General features: G+C 65.8%; 22 protein-coding genes. 10 read left to right on the top strand and 12 right to left on the bottom strand.

Features of this window, described 5'->3' with window-relative positions; translation table 11 throughout:
- Positions 1-17 precede the first annotated feature (17 nt).
- From WAB17_RS07390 to WAB17_RS07375, 4 genes are read left to right on the top strand one after another with little or no spacing between them, the layout of a single operon-like run.
- Positions 18-404 carry a hypothetical protein gene (locus WAB17_RS07390; RefSeq protein WP_435416716.1) on the top strand — a complete coding sequence of 129 codons (387 nt, stop codon included), beginning with the start codon at positions 18-20 and terminating at the stop codon, positions 402-404.
- Positions 405-428: 24 nt separating this feature from the next.
- Positions 429-1,166 (top strand): M50 family metallopeptidase, encoded by a 738-nt coding sequence (locus tag WAB17_RS07385; RefSeq protein WP_435416715.1) that lies wholly within the window; start codon positions 429-431, stop codon positions 1,164-1,166.
- Between the two features lie 11 nt (positions 1,167-1,177).
- The gene (locus WAB17_RS07380; protein ID WP_435416714.1) at positions 1,178-2,266 is read left to right on the top strand and encodes an AI-2E family transporter; all 1,089 of its coding nucleotides are present in this window, start codon (positions 1,178-1,180) and stop codon (positions 2,264-2,266) included.
- Positions 2,263-3,441 (top strand): NAD(P)/FAD-dependent oxidoreductase, encoded by a 1,179-nt coding sequence (locus tag WAB17_RS07375; RefSeq protein WP_435416713.1) that lies wholly within the window; start codon positions 2,263-2,265, stop codon positions 3,439-3,441. The genes WAB17_RS07380 and WAB17_RS07375 overlap by 4 nt, the downstream gene beginning before the upstream one ends.
- Here the strand turns inward: WAB17_RS07375 and WAB17_RS07370 are convergent.
- From WAB17_RS07370 to WAB17_RS07345, 6 genes are all read right to left on the bottom strand, one after another.
- Positions 3,438-4,067, bottom strand: coding sequence for a hypothetical protein (locus tag WAB17_RS07370; protein WP_435416712.1), 630 nt, complete (start codon positions 4,065-4,067; stop codon positions 3,438-3,440). The two genes, WAB17_RS07375 and WAB17_RS07370, sit on opposite strands and share 4 nt — an antisense overlap.
- A gap of 83 nt (positions 4,068-4,150) precedes the next feature.
- A complete protein-coding gene (locus WAB17_RS07365; RefSeq protein ID WP_435416711.1) occupies positions 4,151-4,966 on the bottom strand; it encodes a DUF1295 domain-containing protein in 816 nt (271 codons plus the stop codon).
- Positions 4,963-5,613, bottom strand: coding sequence for a 1-acyl-sn-glycerol-3-phosphate acyltransferase (locus WAB17_RS07360; RefSeq protein WP_435416710.1), 651 nt, complete (start codon positions 5,611-5,613; stop codon positions 4,963-4,965). Before WAB17_RS07360 ends, WAB17_RS07365 begins: the two co-directional genes overlap by 4 nt.
- A 74-nt stretch (positions 5,614-5,687) precedes the next feature.
- The gene (locus WAB17_RS07355) at positions 5,688-7,295 is read right to left on the bottom strand and encodes a carboxyl transferase domain-containing protein (RefSeq protein WP_435416709.1); all 1,608 of its coding nucleotides are present in this window, start codon (positions 7,293-7,295) and stop codon (positions 5,688-5,690) included.
- The gene (locus WAB17_RS07350; protein WP_435416708.1) at positions 7,292-8,938 is read right to left on the bottom strand and encodes an AbgT family transporter; all 1,647 of its coding nucleotides are present in this window, start codon (positions 8,936-8,938) and stop codon (positions 7,292-7,294) included. The genes WAB17_RS07355 and WAB17_RS07350 overlap by 4 nt, the downstream gene beginning before the upstream one ends.
- On the bottom strand, positions 8,935-10,101 hold the full coding sequence (locus tag WAB17_RS07345; RefSeq protein ID WP_435416707.1) for an isovaleryl-CoA dehydrogenase: 1,167 nt from the start codon (positions 10,099-10,101) through the stop codon (positions 8,935-8,937). The genes WAB17_RS07350 and WAB17_RS07345 overlap by 4 nt, the downstream gene beginning before the upstream one ends.
- A gap of 152 nt (positions 10,102-10,253) precedes the next feature.
- On the opposite strand from WAB17_RS07345, the gene WAB17_RS07340 reads away from it, so the two are divergent.
- From WAB17_RS07340 to WAB17_RS07330, 3 genes are read left to right on the top strand one after another with little or no spacing between them, the layout of a single operon-like run.
- Complete coding sequence (locus WAB17_RS07340; RefSeq protein WP_435416706.1) at positions 10,254-11,765, top strand: PAS domain-containing protein; 1,512 nt, start codon at positions 10,254-10,256, stop codon at positions 11,763-11,765.
- A 59-nt stretch (positions 11,766-11,824) separates the two neighbouring features.
- Positions 11,825-12,607, top strand: coding sequence for an ATP-binding cassette domain-containing protein (locus WAB17_RS07335; RefSeq protein ID WP_435416705.1), 783 nt, complete (start codon positions 11,825-11,827; stop codon positions 12,605-12,607).
- Positions 12,604-14,157, top strand: a complete 1,554-nt coding sequence (locus tag WAB17_RS07330) for an ABC transporter permease/substrate-binding protein (RefSeq protein ID WP_435416704.1) — start codon at positions 12,604-12,606, stop codon at positions 14,155-14,157. Before WAB17_RS07335 ends, WAB17_RS07330 begins: the two co-directional genes overlap by 4 nt.
- A 1-nt stretch (position 14,158) precedes the next feature.
- On the opposite strand, the gene WAB17_RS07325 is transcribed toward WAB17_RS07330, so the two are convergent.
- The 3 genes from WAB17_RS07325 to lgt are packed head-to-tail and all read right to left on the bottom strand — an operon-like array spanning position 14,159 to position 16,609.
- Positions 14,159-14,596, bottom strand: coding sequence for a DUF2147 domain-containing protein (locus WAB17_RS07325; RefSeq protein WP_435416703.1), 438 nt, complete (start codon positions 14,594-14,596; stop codon positions 14,159-14,161).
- A gap of 54 nt (positions 14,597-14,650) precedes the next feature.
- Complete coding sequence (locus WAB17_RS07320) at positions 14,651-15,715, bottom strand: class I SAM-dependent methyltransferase (protein ID WP_435416702.1); 1,065 nt, start codon at positions 15,713-15,715, stop codon at positions 14,651-14,653.
- Between the two features lie 6 nt (positions 15,716-15,721).
- Positions 15,722-16,609: a prolipoprotein diacylglyceryl transferase gene (lgt, locus tag WAB17_RS07315; RefSeq protein ID WP_435416701.1), complete on the bottom strand. Its 888-nt coding sequence runs from the start codon at positions 16,607-16,609 to the stop codon at positions 15,722-15,724.
- Between the two features lie 143 nt (positions 16,610-16,752).
- On the opposite strand from lgt, the gene WAB17_RS07310 reads away from it, so the two are divergent.
- Positions 16,753-18,456, top strand: coding sequence for a class I adenylate-forming enzyme family protein (locus tag WAB17_RS07310; protein ID WP_435416700.1), 1,704 nt, complete (start codon positions 16,753-16,755; stop codon positions 18,454-18,456).
- Positions 18,457-18,481: 25 nt separating this feature from the next.
- Positions 18,482-21,241 carry a [protein-PII] uridylyltransferase gene (locus tag WAB17_RS07305; RefSeq protein WP_435416699.1) on the top strand — a complete coding sequence of 920 codons (2,760 nt, stop codon included), beginning with the start codon at positions 18,482-18,484 and terminating at the stop codon, positions 21,239-21,241.
- A gap of 75 nt (positions 21,242-21,316) precedes the next feature.
- On the opposite strand, the gene WAB17_RS07300 is transcribed toward WAB17_RS07305, so the two are convergent.
- The 3 genes from WAB17_RS07300 to WAB17_RS07290 all read right to left on the bottom strand — a co-directional run bounded on the left by WAB17_RS07300 (position 21,317) and on the right by WAB17_RS07290 (position 23,066).
- On the bottom strand, positions 21,317-21,733 hold the full coding sequence (locus WAB17_RS07300; RefSeq protein WP_435416698.1) for a hypothetical protein: 417 nt from the start codon (positions 21,731-21,733) through the stop codon (positions 21,317-21,319).
- A 304-nt stretch (positions 21,734-22,037) separates the two neighbouring features.
- Positions 22,038-22,400, bottom strand: a complete 363-nt coding sequence (locus tag WAB17_RS07295) for a DUF7668 domain-containing protein (RefSeq protein WP_435416697.1) — start codon at positions 22,398-22,400, stop codon at positions 22,038-22,040.
- Positions 22,401-22,403: 3 nt separating this feature from the next.
- Entirely contained in the window at positions 22,404-23,066 is a 663-nt protein-coding gene (locus tag WAB17_RS07290; RefSeq protein WP_435416696.1) for a YggS family pyridoxal phosphate-dependent enzyme, read from the bottom strand.
- Here WAB17_RS07290 and WAB17_RS07285 point away from each other — a divergent pair.
- Positions 23,065-23,625 carry a thiamine phosphate synthase gene (locus WAB17_RS07285; RefSeq protein WP_435419356.1) on the top strand — a complete coding sequence of 187 codons (561 nt, stop codon included), beginning with the start codon at positions 23,065-23,067 and terminating at the stop codon, positions 23,623-23,625. The two genes, WAB17_RS07290 and WAB17_RS07285, sit on opposite strands and share 2 nt — an antisense overlap.
- Positions 23,626-23,787: the final 162 nt, after the last annotated feature.

The following is a 23,787-nucleotide window of genomic DNA, read 5'->3' as shown; positions in this document are numbered from 1 at the left end:
TCGACGCCTGATCGACAGTGACCGACGCTGCTATGCTGGTAGTGCTGGCAGGCGCGGCGTGGCTCGCTTTCGTCTCGCTGGTCTGCCTGTTCCGCCCTGAGCGGGCACGACAGGCCCTCGCCTCCATGGGCAGCAATTGGCGCTGGCAACTGGGCGAGCATATCCCGCGCGCCATCGTCGGGCTGGCCATGATCTTGCGCGCACCCTTGTCCAAAGCGCCAGCGGTGGTCGAGGTTGGTGGCTGGTTCCTCGTCGCCACCTCGATCCTGATCCTGCTGGTGCCGATGCGCTGGCACAACGATTATGCGGTGTGGTGGTCTGAGCGTATCCCGCTGGTGGCCTATCGCCTGCTGGCGCTGCCTACTCTGGCATTGGCTGTATTGCTTGCCTATATCACCTGGTAAGGTGACGAAGGAGACCCGCAGCCCATGAACAGCGCGCTCGCCATCCATTCGCGGCAGGAGCACATCCGCTATCTCGGCCTGGCAGCGGGCGCCCTGCTGGTGCTGCCGCACGTGCCTTTCGGCGCTTACCTGCTCTATCCCTTCATGATCCTCGGCACGTGGTTCCACGAGATGGGCCACGGGCTTGCCGCCCTGCTGATGGGCTTCGACTTCCAGCGACTGGTGCTGCTGCCCAACGGATCGGGATATGCCGAGTATTTCTTCCCCCCCGATAGCGGCCGGCTGGCCCATGCGACGATCGCTGCGGCCGGGCCGATCGGTCCTGCGATCGTCGGATCGGGCCTGATCCTCGCTTCCCCGCACGAACGCCTGTGGAAGCCGGTCCTGCTGGGTCTCGCGGCATGTATCGCGCTCTCGACCGTCGTCTGGGTCCGCTCGACCGTCGGCTGGATCGTCCTGCCGGGGATTTCGCTTCTGCTGGTCCTGATCGCGACGCGCGGCAGACCGTGGATGGAACGGTTCGCCTTGCAGTTCCTCGGCCTGCAAGCCGCGCTCAGCATGTTCCAGCAGTGGGATTACCTGTTGACCGAAGGGGCCATGATCGGCGGGCGCCCGCAACTGTCCGACACCGGTGCGATCGAGCAATACCTGCTGTTGCCGCACTGGATCTGGGCGAGTCTGATAATTGCCGTTGCCGCATTGATGCTGGGCGCTTCGCTGCGCTATTCGCTGTCCGAGAAGCGCATTCCGCCGCGCTGGTGAAGGACCTCGCAATGCAGACGACGCCGCAGAATACGCCTTTGGGCAGCGATATCGAGCGGCTCGGCTTCCTCCTGTTCCTCGGCCTGGTTTCGTGGAGCCTCGTGTTGGTGGCATGGCCGTTTGTCGCCCCGCTGCTGTGGGCGACACTGGCGGCCATCATGTTCCAGCCTCTCTACAACTGGTTCAAGATCAGGCGGCCGGACAGCCCCAACCAGAGCGCGCTGGCCGCCCTGCTGGTGATCACCTTTGCCATCCTCGTGCCAGCCTTGTGGATCGGTGCCATCGTGGTCGAGCAGGCCGCGCTGATATTCCTCGCCTTCCAGGAAGGGCAGATCGACGTTGCCGCCTGGTTCGCGCAGGTCATCGAGGCCTTGCCGGCGCGGCTCCAGGGCATGTTGCGAACACAGGGCCTCGGCAATTTCGCCATGGTGCAGGACCGACTGCAGGACCTCGTCACAGAAAGCGCCGGCCTGATCGCCAGCCGCGCCGTCGCCATCGGCGGCAGCGCCCTCAGTTGGTTCCTCGCCTTCGGCGTCGGGCTGTATGTCACTTTCTTCCTGCTGCGCGACGGCAGGACGATCGGCAGGGCGGTGGTTCGCGCGCTGCCGCTGGAACGGTCCATCGCCGACCGGCTGGCAGAGCGGTTCCTCGCCATCGTGCGCGCCACGATCAAGGGATCGGGGATGGTGGCGCTGGTGCAGGGCGTGCTCGGGGCGATCACTTTCTGGATTGCCGGGATGCCCTCCGTCGCGCTGTTCGGCGTGCTCATGGGGATCTTCTCGCTGCTGCCTGCCGTCGGCCCTGCCATCGTATGGGTTCCGGCCGCGATCTGGCTGCTGGCGACCGGTGCGATCTGGCAAGGGATCGTCGTGATCGTGTCGGGCGTCGCCGTCATCGGGATGGTCGACAATGCCCTGCGGCCGATCCTGGTGGGCCGCGATACCGGGATCCCGGACTGGGTGGTGCTCGTGACGACGCTGGGCGGGATCGCGACTGTCGGTATGTCGGGCATCGTCGTCGGCCCGCTGGTGGCAGGCCTGTTCATGGCCGGCTGGTCGATCCTGTCCGAACAGCGCGCGGAAGCCGTCCCCGAAGCATGAGCACGAACGGCTTTGACGCCATCGTCCTCGGCGGCGGGGCGGCAGGATTGTTTTGCGCGGCCATGGCCGGACAGCGCGGCCGGCGGGTGCTGGTGTTGGAACGGGCTGAGGCGGTGGGGAAGAAGATCCTCATTTCCGGCGGGGGACGGTGCAATTTCACCAATATCGGCGCGGGGCCGGAGAACTATCTTTCGGCCAATCCGCATTTCGCCAAGTCGGCCTTGCGACGCTACACGCCGCGCGATTTCCTGAGCCTTGTCGAGAGCCATGGCATCGCCTGGCACGAAAAAACGCTGGGCCAACTGTTCTGCGACGGCTCGTCGAAGCAGATCGTCGAAATGCTGGCCGAAGAATGCGCAAAGGGCGGCGTCACCATCCTGACCGGGCAGGATGTGACCGAAGTCGTCCACGATGGAGGACGCTTCGCGGTGATGGCGTCGGGCAGGGCCTACACTACCGACAAACTCGTCATCGCGACCGGTGGCCCTTCGATCCCCAAGATGGGGGCAAGCGATTACGCCTATAGGCTGGCGCGGCAGTTCGGGCTCAAGGTGGTCGAGCCGCGCCCGGCTCTGGTGCCGCTGACGCTGGGCGGCGAGGATGTTCTGTTCCGCGAACTGTCCGGTGTCGCCAGCGACGTGATCGCACGGGCTGGCAAGGCGAGTTTTGCCGAGGCGGCATTGCTGACGCACCGCGGATTGTCGGGTCCGGCGATCCTGCAAGTCTCGAGCTACTGGAAGCCGGGCGACGCCGTTTGGCTCGATTTCTGCCCAGGCGAGAAGGGCGACTGGCTGGTCGCACGAAAGGCGGCGACGCCCAACGCGACCGCGACCGCGATCCTGCGCGAATACATGCCCGAGCGGCTGGCCGGCGTGCTGGCAGAGCGTTTGGGACTGTCCGGCCCACTGCAGGGGATTGCCGACAAGGCGCTCCGCCGGGCGCAGGAGAGGCTGGCACGGTGGGAGTTCCGCCCCAATGGCAGCGAAGGTTTCGCCAAGGCCGAAGTGACTGCCGGCGGGATCAGCACGGCCGAGCTTTCCAGCCAGACGATGGAGGCGACCAAGGTGCCCGGCCTCTATACCATCGGCGAAGCGGTCGACGTCACCGGCTGGCTCGGCGGCTATAACTTCCAGTGGGCCTGGGCGAGCGGCTTCGCTGCGGCCCAGCGGCTTTAGCTGGCGGCGCGGAGGCCCGCGATACCCATAGCGCCGCGGTCCTTGGCCGAAAGCCCGTCGAACAGCGTATCGATGATGCGGGCGAGCTTTTCCTCGCTCAACCGGTCGGTGATCATCGCGATCATGTAGGGCTGGATATAGCAGACGACCGTCTGGTTGATCAGCGACATGGTCTCGTTGATCGACAGGCCTTCGAAATGCCCGTCGGCCTGGGCCTCGGCCACCAGCTCGCACAGGTAATGGTCGGCAAGGTCGATGTAGGACCGGGCATATTCGAAATAGCGTTCGCCCAGCTCGATGTAGAAATTGAAGGTGGCCGGATCGTCGCGATACTGCTGGCGCAGCAGGACGAAGCGGCGGGCGAAGAATTCGTACATCTTGCGGCGCGGCGGCAGTTCGCTCGCCATGACTTCGTCCATCACCGCCAGCTTGGGCGCGAACCATTCGCCGGTTATCGCTTCACGCAGGTCGTCTTCCTCGGGAAAGATCGCCTCGACGCGGGCGCGCGCAACGCCCAGTTCGGTCGCGAGCTTGCTGCGGTCGACTTCCTCGCCGCGCCGTTCCATCACCTCCATGGCGAACCGCACCATGCGGCGGCGTTCCTCGAGGATGTCCTTCTCACTCACCGTTCGCCTCCCTAAGCGATCACCGCCCCATGTAGGCGCGCACTGGCGAGGTTAAACCCCAAAAGCGACAAGCGGAGGACGGCTCAAGAAGATTTGGGCCCAGGTGAACTCTTGGGCGGCCACGGGACGAAGGCGCTGGTCCGGGCGATGTAGTCGGCATAGGCATCGCCGCGCTTCTTCTTCATGCCGTGTTCGGTCAGCGCTGCGCCCGACCACTTGGTAAGGGTGAAGGTCAGGAACACCGGCCCGATCAGCGTATAGAGCGCGAGGTCCCAGCCGATCGAGGCGGTCACCAGCCAGATGCCCCACCAGGCGCAGGCATCGCCGAAATAGTTGGGGTGCCGGGTATAGCGCCACAGCCCGGTGTCGAGGATCTTGCCCTCGTTGGCGGGATCGTTCTTGAAGGCGCGCAATTGCAGGTCGCCGACTGTCTCGAAGAACATGCCGAAGGCCCACAGCGCTATCCCGAAATAGGCCAGTGCGCCGAGAGGCGCGGGCGCCTCGCTGGCGAGGATGCCAACCTGCGCAGGGCTGCAGACCGCGAACAGCAACACCGCCTGCCCCAGGAACACCTTGGTCAGCGCGGTAAAGGCGAAGGTATTGTTCTCCCGCGCCTTCTTCATGATCCGCTTGTAGCGCTGGTCCTCGCCCTCCTTCAGCCATCGCGTGAGGATATGCAGCGCGAGCCGCACGCCCCAGACGATCGCCATGGCGGCGAGCGCGTTTGCGGCCAGTCCAGGCTCCGAGAGCTGGAACCAGCTCACCGCCGCCATCAGCGCCATCCCGCCGCCCCAGTAGGAATCGACGATCGAGGCATCGTGGATCTTCACCGCGATGGCCCACATCACCAGCGTTGCGGCGAGCAGGACGGCCGCGTTGGTCAGCAGCGCCTCGATCATGCGGTCGTCTCCCCCTTTTCTTCGGCCAGCAGGCGTGCGGCCTGCGCCTCGAGCACCTTGTAACGATCGAGGTCGGGTAGCTTGGAGCGCATGAAGGCGGCAATACGGGTCAAGGTCTCGGCATAGCTCTGGGTCGGCCAGATAGGATCGCTGAAGCCCAGTGTGTTGGTGTCGTTATCGACCCAGGCCGCGACAATCGGCACATTGGCGGCGCGGGCGATGTTGTAGAAACCCGATTTCCACTCGCCATTGGAGCTGCGCGTCCCCTCCGCCGCGATAACCAGCGCCATATGGTCGCGCCGGGCGTATTCCTCGGCCACCTGCTCGACATAGTTGGACCGCTTGGAACGGTCCACCGGCACCCCGCCCATGTCGTACATGAAGTTCTTCATGATACCCTGGAACAGCGTGTGCTTGCCCATGAAGGCCGGCTCGATCCCTTCCACCGCGGTCGCACCGGTGAAGAAGACGAAATCCCAGTTCGAACTGTGCGGCGCACCTGCGATGACATATTTCTGCAGGCCCTTCGGCAGGCCACCGTCGATCTTCCAGCCCTTGAGGGACCAGATGACCAGGATGATCCGCCGCACGATCCGCGACAGGATGGAGCGCTTGTTGCCCGAGCGCTCGGACGGCTTTTGCGACATGTTCTCTCCCCTTGGGGCTAAGGACTAGCAGCAATGGACCGGATTGGCATGGGGCTAAAAGGCGGTAACCCCGGTTACATCCGGAACACGCCAAACGCGGGTCGCTCGGCGATCGGTGCTTCAAGTGTCGCCGCAAAGGCGAGGCCGAGGACGTCACGGGTCTGGACGGGATCGATCACGCCGTCGTCCCACAGCCGCGCGGTGGCGTAGTAGGGGTTACCTTCGTCCTCGTATTTCTGGCGGATCGGGGCCTTGAAGGCTTCGGCTTCCTCCGGCGTCCAGCTGTCGGCATCGCGGTGGACCGTCGCCAGCACCGAAGCCGCCTGCTCGCCGCCCATCACCGAAATGCGCGCGTTGGGCCAGGTGAACAGGAAGCGTGGGGAATAGGCGCGCCCGCACATGCCGTAATTGCCCGCGCCGAAGCTGCCGCCGATGACGACGGTGACCTTGGGCACGGTGGCGGTCGCCACAGCAGTGACCAGCTTCGCGCCGTGCTTGGCGATCCCTTCGGCCTCGTACTTACCGCCGACCATGAAGCCGGAAATGTTCTGCAGGAACAGCAGCGGAATGCGCCGCTGGCAGGCGAGCTCGATGAAATGCGCGCCCTTCTGGGCGCTTTCGGAAAACAGCACGCCATTGTTGGCGAGGATCGCGACCGGCATGCCCCAGATATGCGCGAAGCCGCATACGAGCGTGCTGCCGTAAAGCGGTTTGAACTCGTGGAATTCGCTGCCGTCGACGATGCGCGCAATCACCTCGTGGACGTCGTAAGGCGCGCGGACGTCGTCGGGGATGAGGGCGTAGAGATCGTCTGCGTCGAACTTCGGCGGGCGCGGCTCCTTCAGCGCCATGTCCTTCGCCGCCGCGTGGTTCACGCCAAGATGACTGACGATGTCGCGCACTATGGTAAGCGCATGCTCGTCGTTCTCGGCGAGGTGATCGACCACGCCGGACTTCCTCGCATGGAGGTCGCCGCCGCCAAGGTCCTCCGCCGAAATCTCTTCGCCCGTCGCGGCCTTCACCAAAGGCGGGCCGGCCAGGAAGATCGTGCCCTGTTCGCGTACGATCACCGTTTCGTCCGACATTGCGGGCACGTAGGCCCCGCCCGCAGTGCAGCTGCCCATGACGCAGGCGATCTGCGGGATGCCGAGCGCGCTCATGTTCGCCTGGTTGAAGAAGATGCGCCCGAAATGCTCGCGGTCGGGGAAGACCTCGGCCTGGTAGGGCAGGTTCGCCCCGCCGCTGTCGACGAGGTAGACGCAGGGCAGGCGGTTCTCCTGCGCGATTTCCTGCGCGCGCAGGTGCTTCTTGACCGTCATCGGGTAGTAGGAGCCGCCCTTCACCGTGGGATCGTTGGCGACGATCATCACCTGCCGGCCGCTGACCCGCCCGATGCCGCAGATCATCGAGGCCCCGCTGACGTCGCCCTCGTACATACCGTTGGCGGCGAGCTGGCCCACCTCGAGGAAAGGCGAACCCGGATCGAGCAATCGCTCGACGCGATCGCGGGGCAACAGCTTGCCGCGCGACACATGCCGCTCACGGTGCTTTGCCGGTCCGCCCAGCGCCGCCTCGGCGACGCGGGCGCGCAGCTCTTCGGCAAGGGCCTTGTTATGCGCGAACCGCGCCTTGGTCTCGGGGCTCTCACGGTCGAGCTTGCTCGTCAATACGGGTGCGGTCATCGTGCGGCACCTACGGGCGTTTCCAGATAGACCTGCGCCCCCGGCCCCAGCGGCAGGTCGAGGGCGACCCACCCGACCGTCATGGCGATACCCACCACCATAAAGGTCAGTGCATAGGGCAGCATCAGCGCCAGCAGCGAGCCTACGCCCATGGTCCGGTCCCAGCGCTGGCTGAAGGCGAGGATCAGCGGGAAATAGCTCATCAGCGGGGTCATGATGTTGGTGTAGCTGTCCCCCATCCGGTAGGCGGCGGTGGTCATTTCCGGGCTGATGCCGAGCAGCATGAACATCGGCACGACCACGGGCGACAGCGCGCTCCACTTGGCGCTGGCCGAGCCGATGAACAGGTCGAGTACCGAGGACAGCAGCAGCACGCTGACCAGCAGCACCGGGGCGGGCAGCGCCATCGCTTGCAGGCTTTCCGCCCCGTTGATGGCGATGATCGGGCCGATGCCCGACCAGTTGAACATGGCGACGAAATGCGCGGCGAAGAACACGAACACCAGATAGGGCGCCATGGTGCGAACGCCGTGCTGCATCATCGCCATCACGTCGGGTGCGCCCTTCACGCTTCCCGTTGCGCGGCCGAAAGCGGCCCCGGTCAGCAGGAACAGCAGGAAGAAGAAGGCGATCAGCGAGGCGTAGAGCGGCTGCAATGCGGCGGTGCCCTGGGCTTCCTCGTTGATGAAGGGCGTATAGCCGGGCCACAGCGCCAGGGCGGCGAACCCTGCGACCAGCAGCAGCGCGACCAGCCCGGCATGGCGCAGGCCGCGGCGCTCGTCTGGCGTCACTTCGCTCTTGTCGAGGTCGGCGCGCAGTTCCTCGTCGACGATGCCGTTCCACGTGCCCAGCCGCGGCTCCACCACCTTGTCGGTGATGAACCAGATCACCGGGGTAAACAGCAGCACGATGGCGGCGATGAAATACCAGTTGCCGAGCGGGTTCATCGTCCAGGCCGGGTCGATGATCCGCGCCGCTTCCTGCGTGAAGCCGAACAGCAGCACGTCGATCTGCCCGGGCATGACATTGCCGGCATAGCCGCCCGAAACCGCCGCGAAAGCTGCCGCCAGCCCCGCCAGCGGATGCCGCCCCGCGACCGCGAAGATGATCGCCGCGAGCGGGATGAAAACTACGTAAGCCGCATCGGAGGCATGGTGCGAAACCATGCCGATGATCGCGACGATCGGCGTCAACAGGCTCTTGTGCGCATTGCGCAGCGAGAGCCGGATCAGCGCCGAGAACATGCCCGAACGCTCGGCCACCGCCGCGCCCATCATGATGGTCAGCACCAGTCCCAGCGGCGCGAAACCGGCAAAGGTCTTGGGCATTTCGGTGAACAGCCGGCTGATATTGGCTTCGGAGAACAGGCTGGAGGCGGTGTAGGTCAGCACGCCGTTATCGAGCGTGGCGAATTCCGGCGCCTTCTCCCCCGGATAAGGCAAAGAAGCCGACCAGCCGAGCGCAGCGCCGATGGCCGAAACGATCATCAACACGACAATCAGGTAGATGAAGATGATGGTAGGATCGGGCAGCAGGTTGCCGACCCGCTCGATTGCGCCCAAGAACCCGCGCTGCCGCTCGGGCGGAAGGAGGCTTGCCGAACCGGCTTCGACCGGCGGCACCGTGTTTTCAGCGCCGCTCATCCTGCTGCTCCTATCAGTTCGCGCCCGATCAGCATTCGCCTGATCTCATTGGTTCCCGCGCCGATATCGAGCAGCTTGGCGTCGCGCATGTAGCGTTCGACCGGCCAATCGAGCGTATAGCCCGCCCCGCCCAACGCCTGGACGCTTTCCGCCGCCACGCGGAAGGCGTTTTCGCTGGCCAGCAGGATGCAGCCGGCGGCGTCGAAACGGGTGGTCTGGTCGGCGTCGCAGGCCCGGGCGACGGCGTAGGTATAGGCGCGGGCCGATTGCAGCGCGACATACATGTCCGCCACCTTGGCCTGCATCAGCTGGAAGCTGCCGATGGGTTTGCCGAACTGCTTGCGTTCGCGCAGGTAGGGAATGACGACATCGAGGCAGGCCTGCATCACGCCCAATTGCAATCCGGCGAGCACGACTCGCTCGTAGTCGAGCCCGCTCATCAGCACGCCCACGCCGCCGTTCAATGGCCCCATGATGCGGTCCTCTGGGATGTGGCAGTCGTCGAACACCAGCTCGGCAGTGGGGCTGCCGCGCATGCCGACCTTCTCGATCTTCTGGCCGATGGAGAACCCCTCGTCGCCCTTCTCGACCAGGAAGGCGGTGATGCCGCGCGACCCGGCCTGGCCATCGGTCTTGGCATAGACCACCAGCGTATCGGCCTCGGGCGCGTTGGTGATCCAGAACTTGGTGCCGTTGAGGACATAGCCGCCCTGCACAGCATCCGCCTTGAGCTTCATCGAGACCACGTCGCTGCCCGCGCCGGCTTCCGACATGGCAAGCGAACCGACATGCTCGCCGCTGATCAGACCCGGCAAATACTTGGCCTTCTGCTCCTCGTTGCCCCAGCGGCGGATCTGGTTGATGCAGAGGTTGGAATGCGCGCCGTAGCTGAGGCCGACCGAGGCGCTGGCGCGGCTCACTTCCTCGACCGCAATGACGTGTTCGAGATAGCCAAGGCCCAGCCCCCCGTCCGCCTCGTCCACCGTCAGCCCGTGCAGGCCGAGTTCGCCCATCTGCGTCCACAGCGCGCGCGGGAACCAGTCCTCGCGGTCGACCTTGTCGGCAATCGGCATGATCTGCTCGTCGGCAAAACGGCCAACGGTCTCGCGGATCATCTCGGCGCTTTCGCCCAGCTGGAAATCGAAATTGGGGGTGGCACGCATCGGGTAGGCTCTCCTTGCCGCAAGCGCATAGCAAGCCCGGTGGCCGTCGCAAACCGGTTGCAGGTGAAATGTTTCGCTAGCCGGAAGGCCCCAATCAAAACAAACATTTGTGTAACAAGCTGGATTATGGCACCTGCGCCCACCGGTCCTAAATGGCTACATTGAACGCGCCTTTATGGCCCGAAGGGGCCCGGCCCGATGCGGCCATGTGCAGCGACGACGCGCGCCTGCAGGTGCTCGCCAGCTTCTCGCTCGATTCGCTGGAAGGCGATGCCGAGCTGGCGCGGCTCGCAGGCTTTGCCGCCAAGCTCTGCAACGCCCCGGTCGCACTCGTCTCCATCGTCGAGGAACAGCGGCAGCGCTTCCTCGCCGAACTCGGGCTGGGGGTGGCGGAAACGCCGCGCGAATACAGCTTCTGCGCCCACGCCATGCTCGGCGATGCGCCGATGATCGTGCCCGATGCCGCAAACCATCCGCTGTTCGCAACCAACCCACTCGTCACCGGCGAACCGAACGTCCGTTTCTACGCCGGGGCGCCGCTGATCTCGTCCGAGGGGGCACCGCTCGGCTCGCTTTGCGTGATCGACTGGCAGCCGAGGCCGGAAGGGCTCGACAGCCTGCAGCTCGAGGGGCTGACCGCGCTCGCTTCCGCCGTGATGCGGCGGCTGGAGGCCCAGCGGACCGCGCTGCGCGGCGCGAAGACGCGCGAGACGACCGAGGCGCAGCTGCGCTTCATGCTCGACAGCGTGCCGGCCATCGCCTGGGGCGCGACCCCCGACCAGGTCTTCAACCGTTTCAACGCGCGCTGGGAGGAAGTGACCGGCAGCAAGCCGCCGCGCACCGTTGAGGAATGGCGCCAGTTCGTACATCCAGACGATTGGGACGCGTCGATCGAGAAATTCGGCGCCGCCGTCGCCGGTGCGTCGCATTTCGAGGACCAGTGGCGCTTGCGCCAGGCGGACGGCACCTGGCGCTGGGTGCTCTCGCGCGCGGCGCCATCAGGCAATGATCCGGCCACGGCCCACTGGTTCGGAACCATCACCGACATCGATGATACCTATCGCGAAGCGGAACGGCGGGAACTGCTTGCGAACGAGCTCGCGCACCGGATCAAGAACATCTTCGCGGTCGTCGGCGGCCTCATTTCCCTGCGCAGCCGCAAGCATCCCGAGGCGGGCCAGCTGGCGGAGGAGCTTTCCGAAACCGTGCGCGCGCTGGGCCGGGCGCAGGATTACGTGATGCCGCTGCGAGCCGGAAAGGGCGGCAGCCTCGACGGACTGCTCGCTATCCTCACGGCGCCGTATGGCACGGGCGATGCGCAGCAGGTCGCGATATCGGGGACCGGCGTGGAAGTCGGCACGCGGGCGGCCACCCCGATGGCCTTGGTAATTCACGAACTGGCGACCAATTCCGCCAAATACGGAGCCCTGTCGTCGGCGGAAGGCAGGGTCGCGGTCGAGTATGCCACGGTGGGCGACAGCGTGCACATCCGCTGGCGCGAAAGCGGCGGCCCGGCCGTGTCGGCGCCGGCGGATTCCGGCTTCGGCTCGCGCCTGCTCAAGATGAGCGTGCAATCGCAGCTCAACGGTTCGATCGAGCATCGCTGGCACCCCGACGGGCTGGAAGTCGCCGTGGTCGTGCCGCTTTCCGCACTGCGCGACTGATAACGCCCCTTTCGCACCCTGCCCTTTCGCACCCGCATATTGCCGCCTAGGGAGCGAGAATGCCCCAAGCTCCAACGCCTGCCCTGCGCTTCGACGGTGTGAGCCGGGCATTCGGCACGGTGACGGCCGTCGCGGAGGTGTCGCTGGAAATAGCCGCAGGGTCGTTCGTGGCGCTTGTGGGGCAATCGGGTTCGGGCAAGTCGACCTTGCTGCGGATGGTGAACCGGCTGACCGAGCCGACAACGGGCCGCGTCCAGTTCGCGGGGCAGGATGTTACCGCCCTGCCCCTGCCCGCGCTGCGGCGGCGGGTCGGCTACGTGTTCCAGTCGATCGGCCTGTTTCCGCACATGAGCGTGGCGGAGAACATCGCCATCGGACCGCGGCTGGCGGGCGAGAGGCTGGCAGCCGGGCGGATTGCCGAACTGCTCGAACTGGTCGAGCTCGACGCGGGCCATGCCCGGCGGATGCCGCACGAACTTTCCGGCGGGCAGCGGCAGCGCGTCGGCGTCGCGCGGGCACTGGCCGGCGGACCGCACCTGCTGCTGATGGACGAGCCCTTCGGTGCGCTCGACCCCGTCACCCGCGATGCGCTGGGGCGACGGGTCCGCGCGCTGCACGACAGGCTGGCGCTGACCACCGTCCTCGTCACCCATGACATGGCCGAGGCACTGCTGCTGGCGGACCGGGTGCTGGTGATGGACAGGGGCAGGATCGTCGCCGACGAAACCCCGCGGGCGCTGCTCGCCGGGGCCGGCGGCGAAGTTGCGCAGGGGCTGGTCGCCGTGCCCCGCGCACAGGCCGAGGCGCTGGCAAGGCTCGAACGGGCGGAGCCGGGGCGGTGAACGATATCTGGACCACCCTGGCCGAGCTCGGCGACAAAGCCGCAGCCCATGTGCTGCTGGCGGCAAGCGCGATCGGGCTGGCGATCCTGATCGCCCTGCCGCTGGCCGTCTGGGCGGGCCGCAACCCTGCTGTCCGCCGTGTCGCACTGGCGCTTGCAAGCCTGGTCCAGACCATGCCCGCCCTGGCGCTGCTGGCGCTGTTCTTCCCGATCCTGCTGAGCTTGCGGGCCGTGTTCGGCGAGGGGCTGCCGACATTGGGCTTCCTGCCCGCGCTCTTGGCGCTGACACTCTATGCCTTGCTGCCGATGCTTCGCAACGCGGTGACCGCGCGCGAGAACATGGAGCCGGGCGTGCTCGAGGCCGCCGAGGGCGTCGGCATGACGCAATGGCAAAAACTGCGGCTGGTCGAGGCCCCGCTGGCCGCGCCCTATGTCATGGCGGGCATCCGCACGGCGGCGGTCTGGACCATCGGCGCGGCGACGCTTTCGACCACCATCGGCGCGCCGAGCCTGGGCGATCCGATCTTCGCCGGATTGCAGACCCAGAACTGGTCGCTGGTGCTGGCGGGATGCCTCGCCTCGGCGGCGCTGGCGCTGGTGGCCGACGCGCTGCTCGGCAGCATCGAACATGGCTTTGCCGTGCGCAGGCGCGGCTGGGTGTGGGGCGGCGCGGCGGTCGCGGCGTTGGGCATCCTCGCCTCGGCCTGGACGCTTTACGGCCCTGCGCGCGAGCGACCGGGCGATACCATCGTCATCGCTGCAAAGAGTTTTTCCGAGCAGTACATCCTCGCCCGGCTGATCGGTTCGCAACTGGAAAAGGCAGGTTACGCGGTCGAATACAGGGACGGCCTCGGCTCGGCCGTGGTGCACAGCGCCGTCAGCACCAACGCCATCGATATCTCGATCGACTATACCGGCACGATCTGGACCAACAATCTCGGCCGGACCGACAATCCCGGGCGAGAGGCAATGTACCGGATCATCAAGGCCTGGGAAGCCGAGCAGACCGGCACGCTCGTGCTGGGACGGCTCGGGTTCGAGAACGCCTATGCGCTGGGCATGCGCGCCGACCGCGCAAGGGAGCTCGGGGTGCGCAGCATTGCGGACCTGGCCGCGGTGGCGCCGCAACTCGTGACCGGGGGCGATCCCGAATGGTTCGAGCGGCCCGAGTGGGCGGCGGTCCGCGACGCCTATGGGCTGCGCTTCGCCCGCCAGCGCAATTTCGCCCCGACCTTCATGTACAATGCGCTCAAATCGGGCGAGGCGGATGTCATCAGCGCCTATACCTCGGACGGGCGGATCGTGGCGGACGACCTCGTTATCCTCGACGACCCCAAGGGCGCGCTGCCAAGCTATGATGCGCTTCTCATGCTGGCACCGGCCCGCGCCGCGGATGCCGACCTGAAGGCGGCGATCGCACCGCTGCTCGGCAGGATCGACGTCGAACTGATGCGCGAAGCCAATCTGGCCGTGGACCGGACCGACGCGCGCAAGATGACGCCCGAACAAGCCGCAGCGATGATCGCCGCCCGAATCGGGCTGGAACCCTAGGCTATTTCGCCCGGGTCCAGGTCTGCGCCTGGCAGAACGGGCCGATGCAGCCCTTCACTTCCAGCGCGCTGGTGCTCTTGCGCTTCAGCACCGATCGATAGCTCTTGCCGTTGCGCGGGTCGTAGATCGTGCCGCGCCACACATCGCCATCCGCCTTGAAGCCCGACAGGAGGTTGATCCCGAGCAGCTTGCGACCGCGCAGCTTGGGATCGGGATTGTTGACGTCTTTCTGGTCGGCGCCGCCCGGCGGCGTCACGAGATACTGGCTGAGTTTTCCGCAATAGCTGGCCCCGCACGGCGCGATGGTGACGACGGCGTCCTTTTCCCGCGTCATCCAGCGACCGGCGATGGGCTCCGGCGCGAACCAGGCCAGTGCCGGCGCGGCGGCGCAGGCCAGCACCAGCAGGCTTCCGGCAAATGCAACCCCTTGTCGTTTCATCGTTTTCTCCCCTTGTCGCCGGCATCGGCACGGCCGGTCTTCGCAAGCTGTCGATTAATCCCGTGTGAAGCCGGCCCCGCCGCGCCAGCCCTGCCCGGCCAGTCCCATCACCTTGAACAGATCGCCCATCTGGTCGGGGGCGGTCAGGCGCACCATCGCCTCGTGGATTTCCGCCGAATAATGCGGCGCCTTGTCCATCAGCGCCTGTGCGCGCGCCTCGATCCCGAGCGCGCGCAGCCACGCGCCCTGCGTGGTGGTGCCGATGTGCCGGACCTCGCGCGACTGGGCCACGCGGGCCAGCGTTTCGAACTCGACCAGCGCCGTCAGGTCCGCCGTGCCGGGGGCATCGAACGGATCGATTTTGCGGTGCGCCTTCACCGCCTGGAAGGTCGATCCGGCCTGCAGTGCCATGTGCCCATAGTCGAAGAACAGCGCCGCGCCTCCCTGTTCAGCCAGCCGCCCGGCGATCTCGTAAACGATCGCGGCAGCGGCAGGACAGGTTTCGAGGATGGTGCCGGGCGCGGCCTCCTTCCAGTCCGGCGGGATGACTGAATCCATCGGCTGCCCCCCGGCGACGAAGACGAACCTGTCCCCGTCGAGACCGACGCGCCGTTCGCGCCAGCCGATTTCGGCCCGCACCAGCTGGCGCACCGGCAGGGCGTCGAGGAATTCATTGGCGACAAGCAGCAGAGGGATATCCATCGGCAGGGTCGACAGGTCGTGATGGAAGCGCGCCTGCGGCACCGCCCGGCCCTGCACTTCGCGCAAGGCATGGGACGCTTCGACGAAGTGCACTTCGGGATCGAATCCGTACTTCGCCGCCGCCCGAAGCGCATCTTTCGCCAGTGTCCCGCGCCCCGGCCCCAGCTCGACATAGGCGACCTCTTCCTCGCGCCCGGCCTTGATCCACATATCGGCCAGCCACAGGCCGATGAGTTCGCCGAACATCTGGCTGATTTCCGGGGCGGTGACGAAGTCACCCTGCTGCCCCAGCGGATCGCGGCTGTCGTAGTAGCGCGCATTGCACTCGCCCATGAACTGGGTGAGCGAGATCGGCCCGGTGTTGCGGATCAGGCGGCGGAAGATCTCGCCCAGATCATCGCCCTGCGCGTCCTGCATCTGGCGCTAGCCGGCGGTGGCCGGCGCAGGCTTGCGCATCAGCGCGTAGAGGATGACGCCGAGCCCGACGAGGATCATCGGGATCGACAGCCATTGCCCCTGGCTGAGGCCGGTATCGGTGACCCGCTGCGCTAGCTGTGCATCGGGTTCGCGGAAGAATTCGTTGATGAAGCGCGCCGCCCCCATCAGCACCGTGAACGTGCCCACCAGCAGGCCGGGCTTCCAGCGTGCGCGGGTTTTCCAGAACATCCACGTCAGCAGGATGAACGGGATCAGACCTTCGAGCCCGGCCTGGTAGAGCTGGCTCGGATGCCGGCCGACCTGCAGCGGGTCGGTCGGGAAGACCATCGCCCACGAGACATCGGTGGCGCGCCCGTAAAGCTCGCCGTTGACGAAGTTCGCCAGCCGCCCGAGCAGGTGACCCAGCGGATAGGTCACGGCGATGTAATCGCACACCCTCAGCCAGTTGAGCTTGTTCCGCCACGATACCCAGAGGATTGCCGCGACCACGCCGATCACGCCCCCGTGGAAGCTCATGCCGCCGTCCCACAGCCGCAGCAGGTCCCAGCTGACGGTCTCGCCGGGCGTGAAATTGGTGAACATGCTCGGCTGGGAACTGTCCCCGCCGGTATAGAAGGCGGCATAGCCGAGCCGCCCGCCGAGGATGACGCCCAGCGTGCAATAGAAGAACAGGTCGTCGACATGGTTCTGCGCCATCGGCGCGCCCGGTGCCTTGATCATCTTCGACAGGTGCCAGTAGGCGAAGAACAGGCCGAGGATGTAGGCGAGGGAGTAGAACCGCAGGTAGAAGAAGCCGAGGTCGATACCCTTCGCCAGCCCGAGTTCGGAAAACTGGATCGGCTGCGACGCCGCTTCGGCCAATAGTGACAGCACCGGAAATCCCTCTTACATGGGTCCGCAGACGGGAAAGACGCGGTCCCTCTTCATTTCGGGCAGGCTTTGGCACAGGCCGGGTTCCTGTGGAACCCCGAAGGAGACACAACGGGCCGCGCACAGACGGAGAGAGAGACAGAAAAATGCCCAGCCAGCTCGACCTTACGCTCGATGCCATCATGGACAAACTCGTCGCGCCCGGCGCGCCGGCAGAGACGGTCATGTTCAACCGCAATGGCACGGACATCCCGGCGCTCAAGAACGCCCCGCCGAGCCTGGCCCATTATTTCGCCCACTATTGCAACCAGCACAAGGATGCGACCTTCCTCGTCGATGGCGGCTGCCGGATGACCTTCGGCGAGACCTGGGCCGCGGCTTTGGCAGTGGCCGCGGGTCTCAAGCACATCCACGGGATGCAGAAGGGCGACCGCGTCGGCATCGCGGCGCGCAATTCGGCCAACTGGATCGTGCTCTACATGGGCATCATCATGGGAGGCGGCTGCGCCACGCTGCTCAACGGTTTTTCCAATGGCGAGGAACTGGCCGATGCCATCGACCTCGTCGAATGCAAGCTGGTGTTCGCCGACCTCGGCCGCGCCGCCCGCCTCAAGGGCATCGAACATGGCGCGAAGCTGGTGCTGTTCGACCACGATTGCGACGTCGCCGACGGGCTGAAGGAGACATGGGGCGATCCCTCCAAGGTCAACCCGCTCGATGTTGGCCCCGACGATCTGTGTACCGTGCTCTACACTTCGGGTTCCACCGGGCGGTCGAAGGGCGCCTATTCCGACCATCGCGGCGTGGTTCACGGGGCGATGAGCTATGCCCTGCAATCGCTGATGGCGTTCACCTATCTCGACAGTTCGGGCGACGCGCCGACGACGCAGGCCTGCGCCCTGCTCGCCGTGCCGCTGTTCCATGTCACCGGCGAAGTGCCGCTGCTGCTGCAGAGCTACGCGCTCGGGCGCAAGATCGTGCTGATGCCGAAGTGGGACGCGGAAGAGGCGCTGCGGCTGATCCAGGACGAGAAGGTCAGCTATTTCGCCGGCGTGCCGCTGATGACCTACGAGATGGCGACTCATCCCAACCGCGACAAATACGATGTGTCGAGCTGTTCGGGCTGGGCTGCCGGCGGCGCGCCGCGCCCGGTGGAACATGTCGCCAAGATCAAGGACGCCTTCCCGACCGGCAATCCGCTGCTCGGCTATGGCCTCACCGAAACCAACGGCGTCGGCTGCGGCAATTTCAACGAGAACTACCTCGCCAAGCCGTCGAGCACCGGCAAGCCCAGCCGCCCGCTGGTCGACCTCGGCATTCTCGACGATGCCGGCGAGCCCGTGCCGCAGGGCCAGGTCGGCGAGGTCTGCATCCGGTCGGTCTGCAACTTCCTCGGCTACTGGAACAACGAGGACGCGACCCATGCCGCCTTCACCGAAGACATGTATTTCCGCACCGGCGACCTCGGGCGGGTGGACGAGGACGGCTATCTCTACATCGTCGACCGCAAGAAGGACATCATCATCCGCGGCGGCGAGAACGTGACCTGCCTCGAGGTCGAGGAAGCGATCTACGCCCATGATGCCATCGCCGAGTGTTCCGTCTTCGGCCTGCCGGACGAACGATATGGCGAAATCGTCGGCGCAGTGTTCCTGGCCAAGCCGGGCAGGGAACTGGGCGAAGCGGAATTGCGCGATTTCCTCAAGGACCGCCTCGCCAGCTTCAAGCAGCCGGTGGTCTACTGGCAGGCCGACGAGACCCTGCCGCGCCTCGGCACACAGAAGGTCGACAAGCGGTCCCTGCGCGAGAAATACACCAAGGAATATGCCGACATGATCGATGCGGCCTAGCCGCGAGGTCAGAGGCTAGCAGCCTTTGCAAAGCAAGAACGTCCCCCGCCAGCGCGCCATCATCGACCGTCGCAGCATCGCTGCGGCGATCGAGGCGCTGGTGGCGGAGAGGAAGGACAAGGCCCGCCCCGAAGTCCTCGCGCTGCTGCGCGAGGCGCTGGCGGCCGGGCGCGCGGAGCTGTCGGCGCGGCTGATAGAAAAGCCCAGCGCCGGGCACGAGATCACCGCCGGGCACGCCTTCCTGATCGACCAGGTCGTGCGACTGCTGTTCGATCACGTCACCGCCCATGTCTATCCGGTCGCCAACCGCTCGGCCTCCGAACGGCTCGCGATCCTCGCGGTCGGCGGCTACGGGCGGGCCGAGATGGCGCCGCAATCGGACGTCGACATCGCCTTCCTCCACCCCGCCAAGCGAACGCCGTGGTGCGAGCAGGTGACCGAGGCGATGCTCTATTTCTTGTGGGACCTGGGCCTCAAGGTCGGGCAGTCCAGCCGCACGCCGGACGAGATGGTGCGCATGGCGCGCGAGGATCTGACGATCCGCACCGCGCTGCTCGAGGCGCGCTACCTCTGGGGCGACCGCGAGCTCTACGACGAGGCGCGGCGGCGCTTCTGGGCCGAGGTCGTCGCGGGAAGCGAGCGCCAGTTCGTGACGGAAAAACTCGCCGAACGCGACGCAAGGCACGAGAAGGCGGGTGGCACGCGCTATGTCGTCGAACCCAATGTCAAGGAGGGCAAGGGCGGCCTGCGCGACCTGCAGACGCTCTACTGGATCGGCAAGTATATCCACCGCGTCCGCAACGCGGCCGAGCTGGTCGATGCGGGGCTGCTGACCCCGGCCGAATACCACAGCTTCCGCCGCGCCGACGGCTTCCTGCTGGCGGTGCGGTGCCATCTCCACGAGCTGACCCGGCGGCCCGAGGACCGGCTGACCTTCGATTTCCAGAAGCAGATTGCCGAGCGGATGCGGTTCCGCGACCGCGAAGGCAAGAGCGCGGTCGAACGCTTCATGCAATTCTATTTCCTGCAGGCCAAGCGGGTCGGCTCGCTGACGGGCGTGTTCCTTGCCCAGCTCGACCAGCAGTTCGATAAGAAGCGCGCGCGGACCGGCTTCTTCGCCGGGTTCAATGCCAAGCCGCGCATGCTCAAGGGCTACCGCGTGTTCGGCGGGCGGATCGCCGCGCCGTCCGACGACTGGTTCCGGCAGGACCCGGTGCGGCTGGTCGAGATCTTCCAGATCGCCGAGGCCAATGGCCTCGAAATCGAACCCAGCACCATGCGCCAGGCCGACCGCGACAGCGTGCTGATCCGCGACGAGACGCGCAACGACCGACGCGCCAATGCGATTTTCCTCGAGCTGCTTTGCGGCCGGAACGACCCGGAAACCGTGCTCCGGTGGATGAACGAGGCCGGCGTCATGGGCCGCTTCGTGCCCGATTTCGGCCGCGTCAACGCGCAGATGCAGTTCAACATGTACCACCACTACACGGTGGACGAGCACACGCTGCGCGCCGTCGGCTTCCTCAACCAGATCGAGAAGGGCCAGCTGGCGCAGGACCATCCGCGATCGACCAAGCTGATCCATCAGGTCGAAAGCCGCCGCGTCGCCTATGTCGCGGCGCTGCTGCACGATATCGCCAAGGGGCGCGGCGGCGACCATTCGGTGCTGGGGTCAGACGTCGCCCGCGAACTTTGCCCGCGCTTCTGCATGAGCGATGCCGAGACCGACCTTGTCGCCTGGCTGGTGCTGCAGCACCTGCTGATGAGCGACACCGCCTTCAAGCGCGACCTGACCGATCCGAAGACGATCGAGACCTTCATCAATGAGGTGCAGAGCCTCGAGCGCCTGCGCCACCTGATGATCCTGACGGCGGTCGATATCCGCGCGGTCGGCCCCGGCACCTGGAACAGCTGGAAGGGCCAGCTGCTGGGCGAACTCTATGATGCGGCGCATGAGCGGCTGCGGCTGGGGCATATCCCGCATCACCGCAACGAGCGTGTGGCGGCGCGTAAGGAGGCGGTCGGCGCGGCGCTGGGTGCGCAGGCGGGCCTGCTGGCGAAACACGGCAAGCTGTTCAACGACGCCTACTGGATTGCCGAGCCCGACGACGTGATCGCGCGCAACATCGTCCAGTACGATGCGGCGAAGCGGCTCGACGAACAGCTTTCGATCCACTGCGAATACAATGCCGAGCGCGGGGCGACGCTGGTGACGGTGATCGCGCCCGACCACCCCGGCCTGTTCTACCGCATCGCCGGCGGCATCCACCTAGCGGGCGGCAACATCATCGACGCGCGCATCCACACCACCCGCAACGGCTGGGCGGTCGACAATTTCCTGGTGCAGGACCCGCTGGGCAAGAGCTTTGCCGAAGCGCGGCAGCTCGAGCGGATCAAGCAGGCCATCACCGATGCCATCGCCAACCGCGGCGAGCTGGTGCCCAAGCTGGCCAAGCGCCCCCTGCCCCGCGCCCGCGCCGACGCCTTCGACGTGCGCCCCCGGGTGGAATTCGACAACGACGCCTCGAGCCGCTTCACCGTGGTCGAAGTCAACGCGCGCGACCGACCCGCGCTGCTCAACCGGCTCGGCCGGGCGCTGTTCGAATGCCAGCTGATGGTCCACTCCGCGCACATCACCGCATACGGCGAACGTGCGGCGGATACCTTCTACGTCACCGACCTGACCGGCTCGAAAGTGACCGACGCGGCGCGGATGGAGAACATCCGCAAGGCGCTGATCGAGGCGGCGAGTGACGAGCGGCAGGCCAAGCTGGAGGTGGCTTGAGCGGCGTCTCGTCTAACTATTTGGAAGTGAACGTTCGAGGATAGGGCCGTAAGGTCGAATGGTGGGCCACTTGCGTCAGTAGTCCGGATGAGCGCATTCAAGATAGGTGAATCTCTTCGTCCGAGGGTCGTATTGCAACTGAATTGCGGTGCAGTCTTCACCAGATACTGCAGGATAGTCCTCGAATTTGACCCACCTTCGTTCGCCGGGCTTAGCATCAGCGGGCGAGGAACAGGTGGTCGTCATACTGCGTCCATCTGATCGAGCTTCTTCGCAACCATATTCGAGTGGACGAGGCGTTTCGACCTCAATCGTGTAGGCTCCGTGCACCAGCCCATCATACTCAGTGTAATAGCGGGCATAGTTTCCTAGCGGCTTAGCCCCAGGTGGTAAGTCTATGGAACTCTCGATCTCATCCATGAGGTAGCCTTGAATATCCGTTTGATCCGAGGCGCAACTCGCCAGAGAAAATGCCGAGAAAATGAGAATCATAGGCCGCATATTAGCGTCCTTGCATCAGGCGTGGCAATCGACAAGGGGATCGATGGCGGACTCTATCCCGCTCCCCGAACGACGCCGTCCTCGCCCGCAATTACGTCACCCCGGGCTTGACCCGGGGGCCGGGGTGACGAGGGAGGCAGGGAAAGAAGCCCTCTCCCCTTGCGGGAGAGGGTTGGGAGAGGGGTTCGAGCGCAGCTCCGACCGGCGCCGTCGCTACCCCCTCTCAACTGCGACTAGCGGGCAAGCCCGCAAGTCTCCGTATCTCTCCCGCAAGGGGAGAGATCGTGGTTCGGCATCAAGGAACATGAACCGACCAGATCTCGATGCTACCGTCACATTCATAAATCCTCGCGTGCAGAGTCAGATCGCTGACCGGCTCGTTCGAAGTCGTCAGGTCCACAAGCACGTCCCAGTAACCGTTCATCCAGACGGAAATTGAACGCTCCCAAGTGGCATCGTCCAAGGGGGCAAGTTCGTCTCCGTAGGCATCAACGTTGTCTTCGAAGTAGCTTGCTGTTTCCTCGTCGATTGGCCGGACGCCTTGGATGTTGTGGCGCGCAAGTCGATAGTCATCGTCGGCAAAAGCATTCGCGATGGCGCGAAACTTTGGCCTCCATTCTTCAGGGATCGGGTGCTCGCCCTCTTCCTTCGATAGCATGGACTACCCCCGCTCCCCGAACAGCGCCGTGCCCACCCGTACATGGGTCGCGCCGAGCATGATCGCGGTTTCGAAATCGCCGCTCATGCCCATGCTGCGGCCCTCCAGCCCGTTGTCGCGCGCCAGCTTGTCGAGCAGGGCGAAGAAGGGTGCGGGTTCGATGTCGAAGGGCGGGATGCACATCAGGCCCGTCACCGGGATGCCCGCCTCGCGCGCCTGCGTTAGCAGCGCGGGAACTTCGGCGATCGGACAGCCGCCCTTCTGCTCCTCGGCGCCGATGTTGACCTGGACGAAGCACGGCACCTGCCGCCCCTCCTTGGCCATCGCCCTGCCCAGCGCGGTGACGAGGCTCGGGCGGTCGAGCGAATGGATGCAGTCGAACAGCGCCACCGCTTCCTCGGCCTTGTTCGATTGCAGCTGGCCGATGAGATGCAGTTCCACGTCCGGGTAAGCTTCGCGCAGCGCGGGCCATTTGCCCTGCGCCTCCTGCACGCGGTTCTCGCCGAAGACGCGCTGGCCCTGTTCCAGCAGCGGCGTGATCGCCTCGGCCGGATGGGTCTTGCTGACCGCGATCAGCGTGACGTCCGCTTCCGGGCGCTGCGCGATCTTGCAGGCGCGGGCGATGCGGGCGCGGATTTCTTCGAGGGGCGTGGCTGGATCACTCATGCTGGCGCGCTATAGCGGGGGCGTGGCACAGTTCCAGTCCCCCCCGCTCCTGTGGCTCCTGAGCGATGCGCGCAACGACGCGGTGCTGGAGGATCGGCTGCGGGCGCTGCCGCCGGGATCGGGCTTCGTCTATCGCCACTACCACCTCGCGCCGCAGGAGCGCATTGCCCGCTTCATGGCGCTGCGACGCATTGCCCGGGCGCGAGGCCATCTCGTCATCCTCGCCGACAGCACTTTGACCGCGCGCGAATGGGGCGCAGACGGGGTCTATGGCGCGGCCCGCAGCCTCTATCCGACACGGGGCGACATGGTCACCGTGGCGACCGCGCATGACATGGCCGAGATCGCCCGGGCCAACCGTGCCCGCGCCGATGCGGTGATGCTCTCGCCCGTATTCCCCACCAATTCGCACCCCGGCGCGCCCACGCTCGGCCCCGCCCGCTTCCGCCACCTCGCGCGCCATGCTCGATTCCCGGTGATCGCGCTGGGGGGCATGAACGCCAGGACTGCGAACCGCCTCGACTGGCCGCGCTGGGCCGCCATCGATGGGCTGAGTTAAGAGGCCGGCAGGAAACCATTTTCCTAAAGCGCCTTGCTATTGCCAGCCTCGCACCGGCTCTTTCAAATCGTGATCCCCCGTAGGCCAATGCGCGTTCCGGCGCTGTTGGGTTTAGGTGTGAACTTAGTGTGACCTTTTGCCCGAAACCGAACGCCTCGCCGC

This window comes from Parerythrobacter aurantius, assembly GCF_045291475.1.
Lineage (GTDB): Bacteria > Pseudomonadota > Alphaproteobacteria > Sphingomonadales > Sphingomonadaceae > Parerythrobacter > Parerythrobacter aurantius.
The sequence above is the reverse complement of the archived record's forward strand: the minus strand, read 5'-3'. Positions and strand labels throughout refer to the sequence as shown.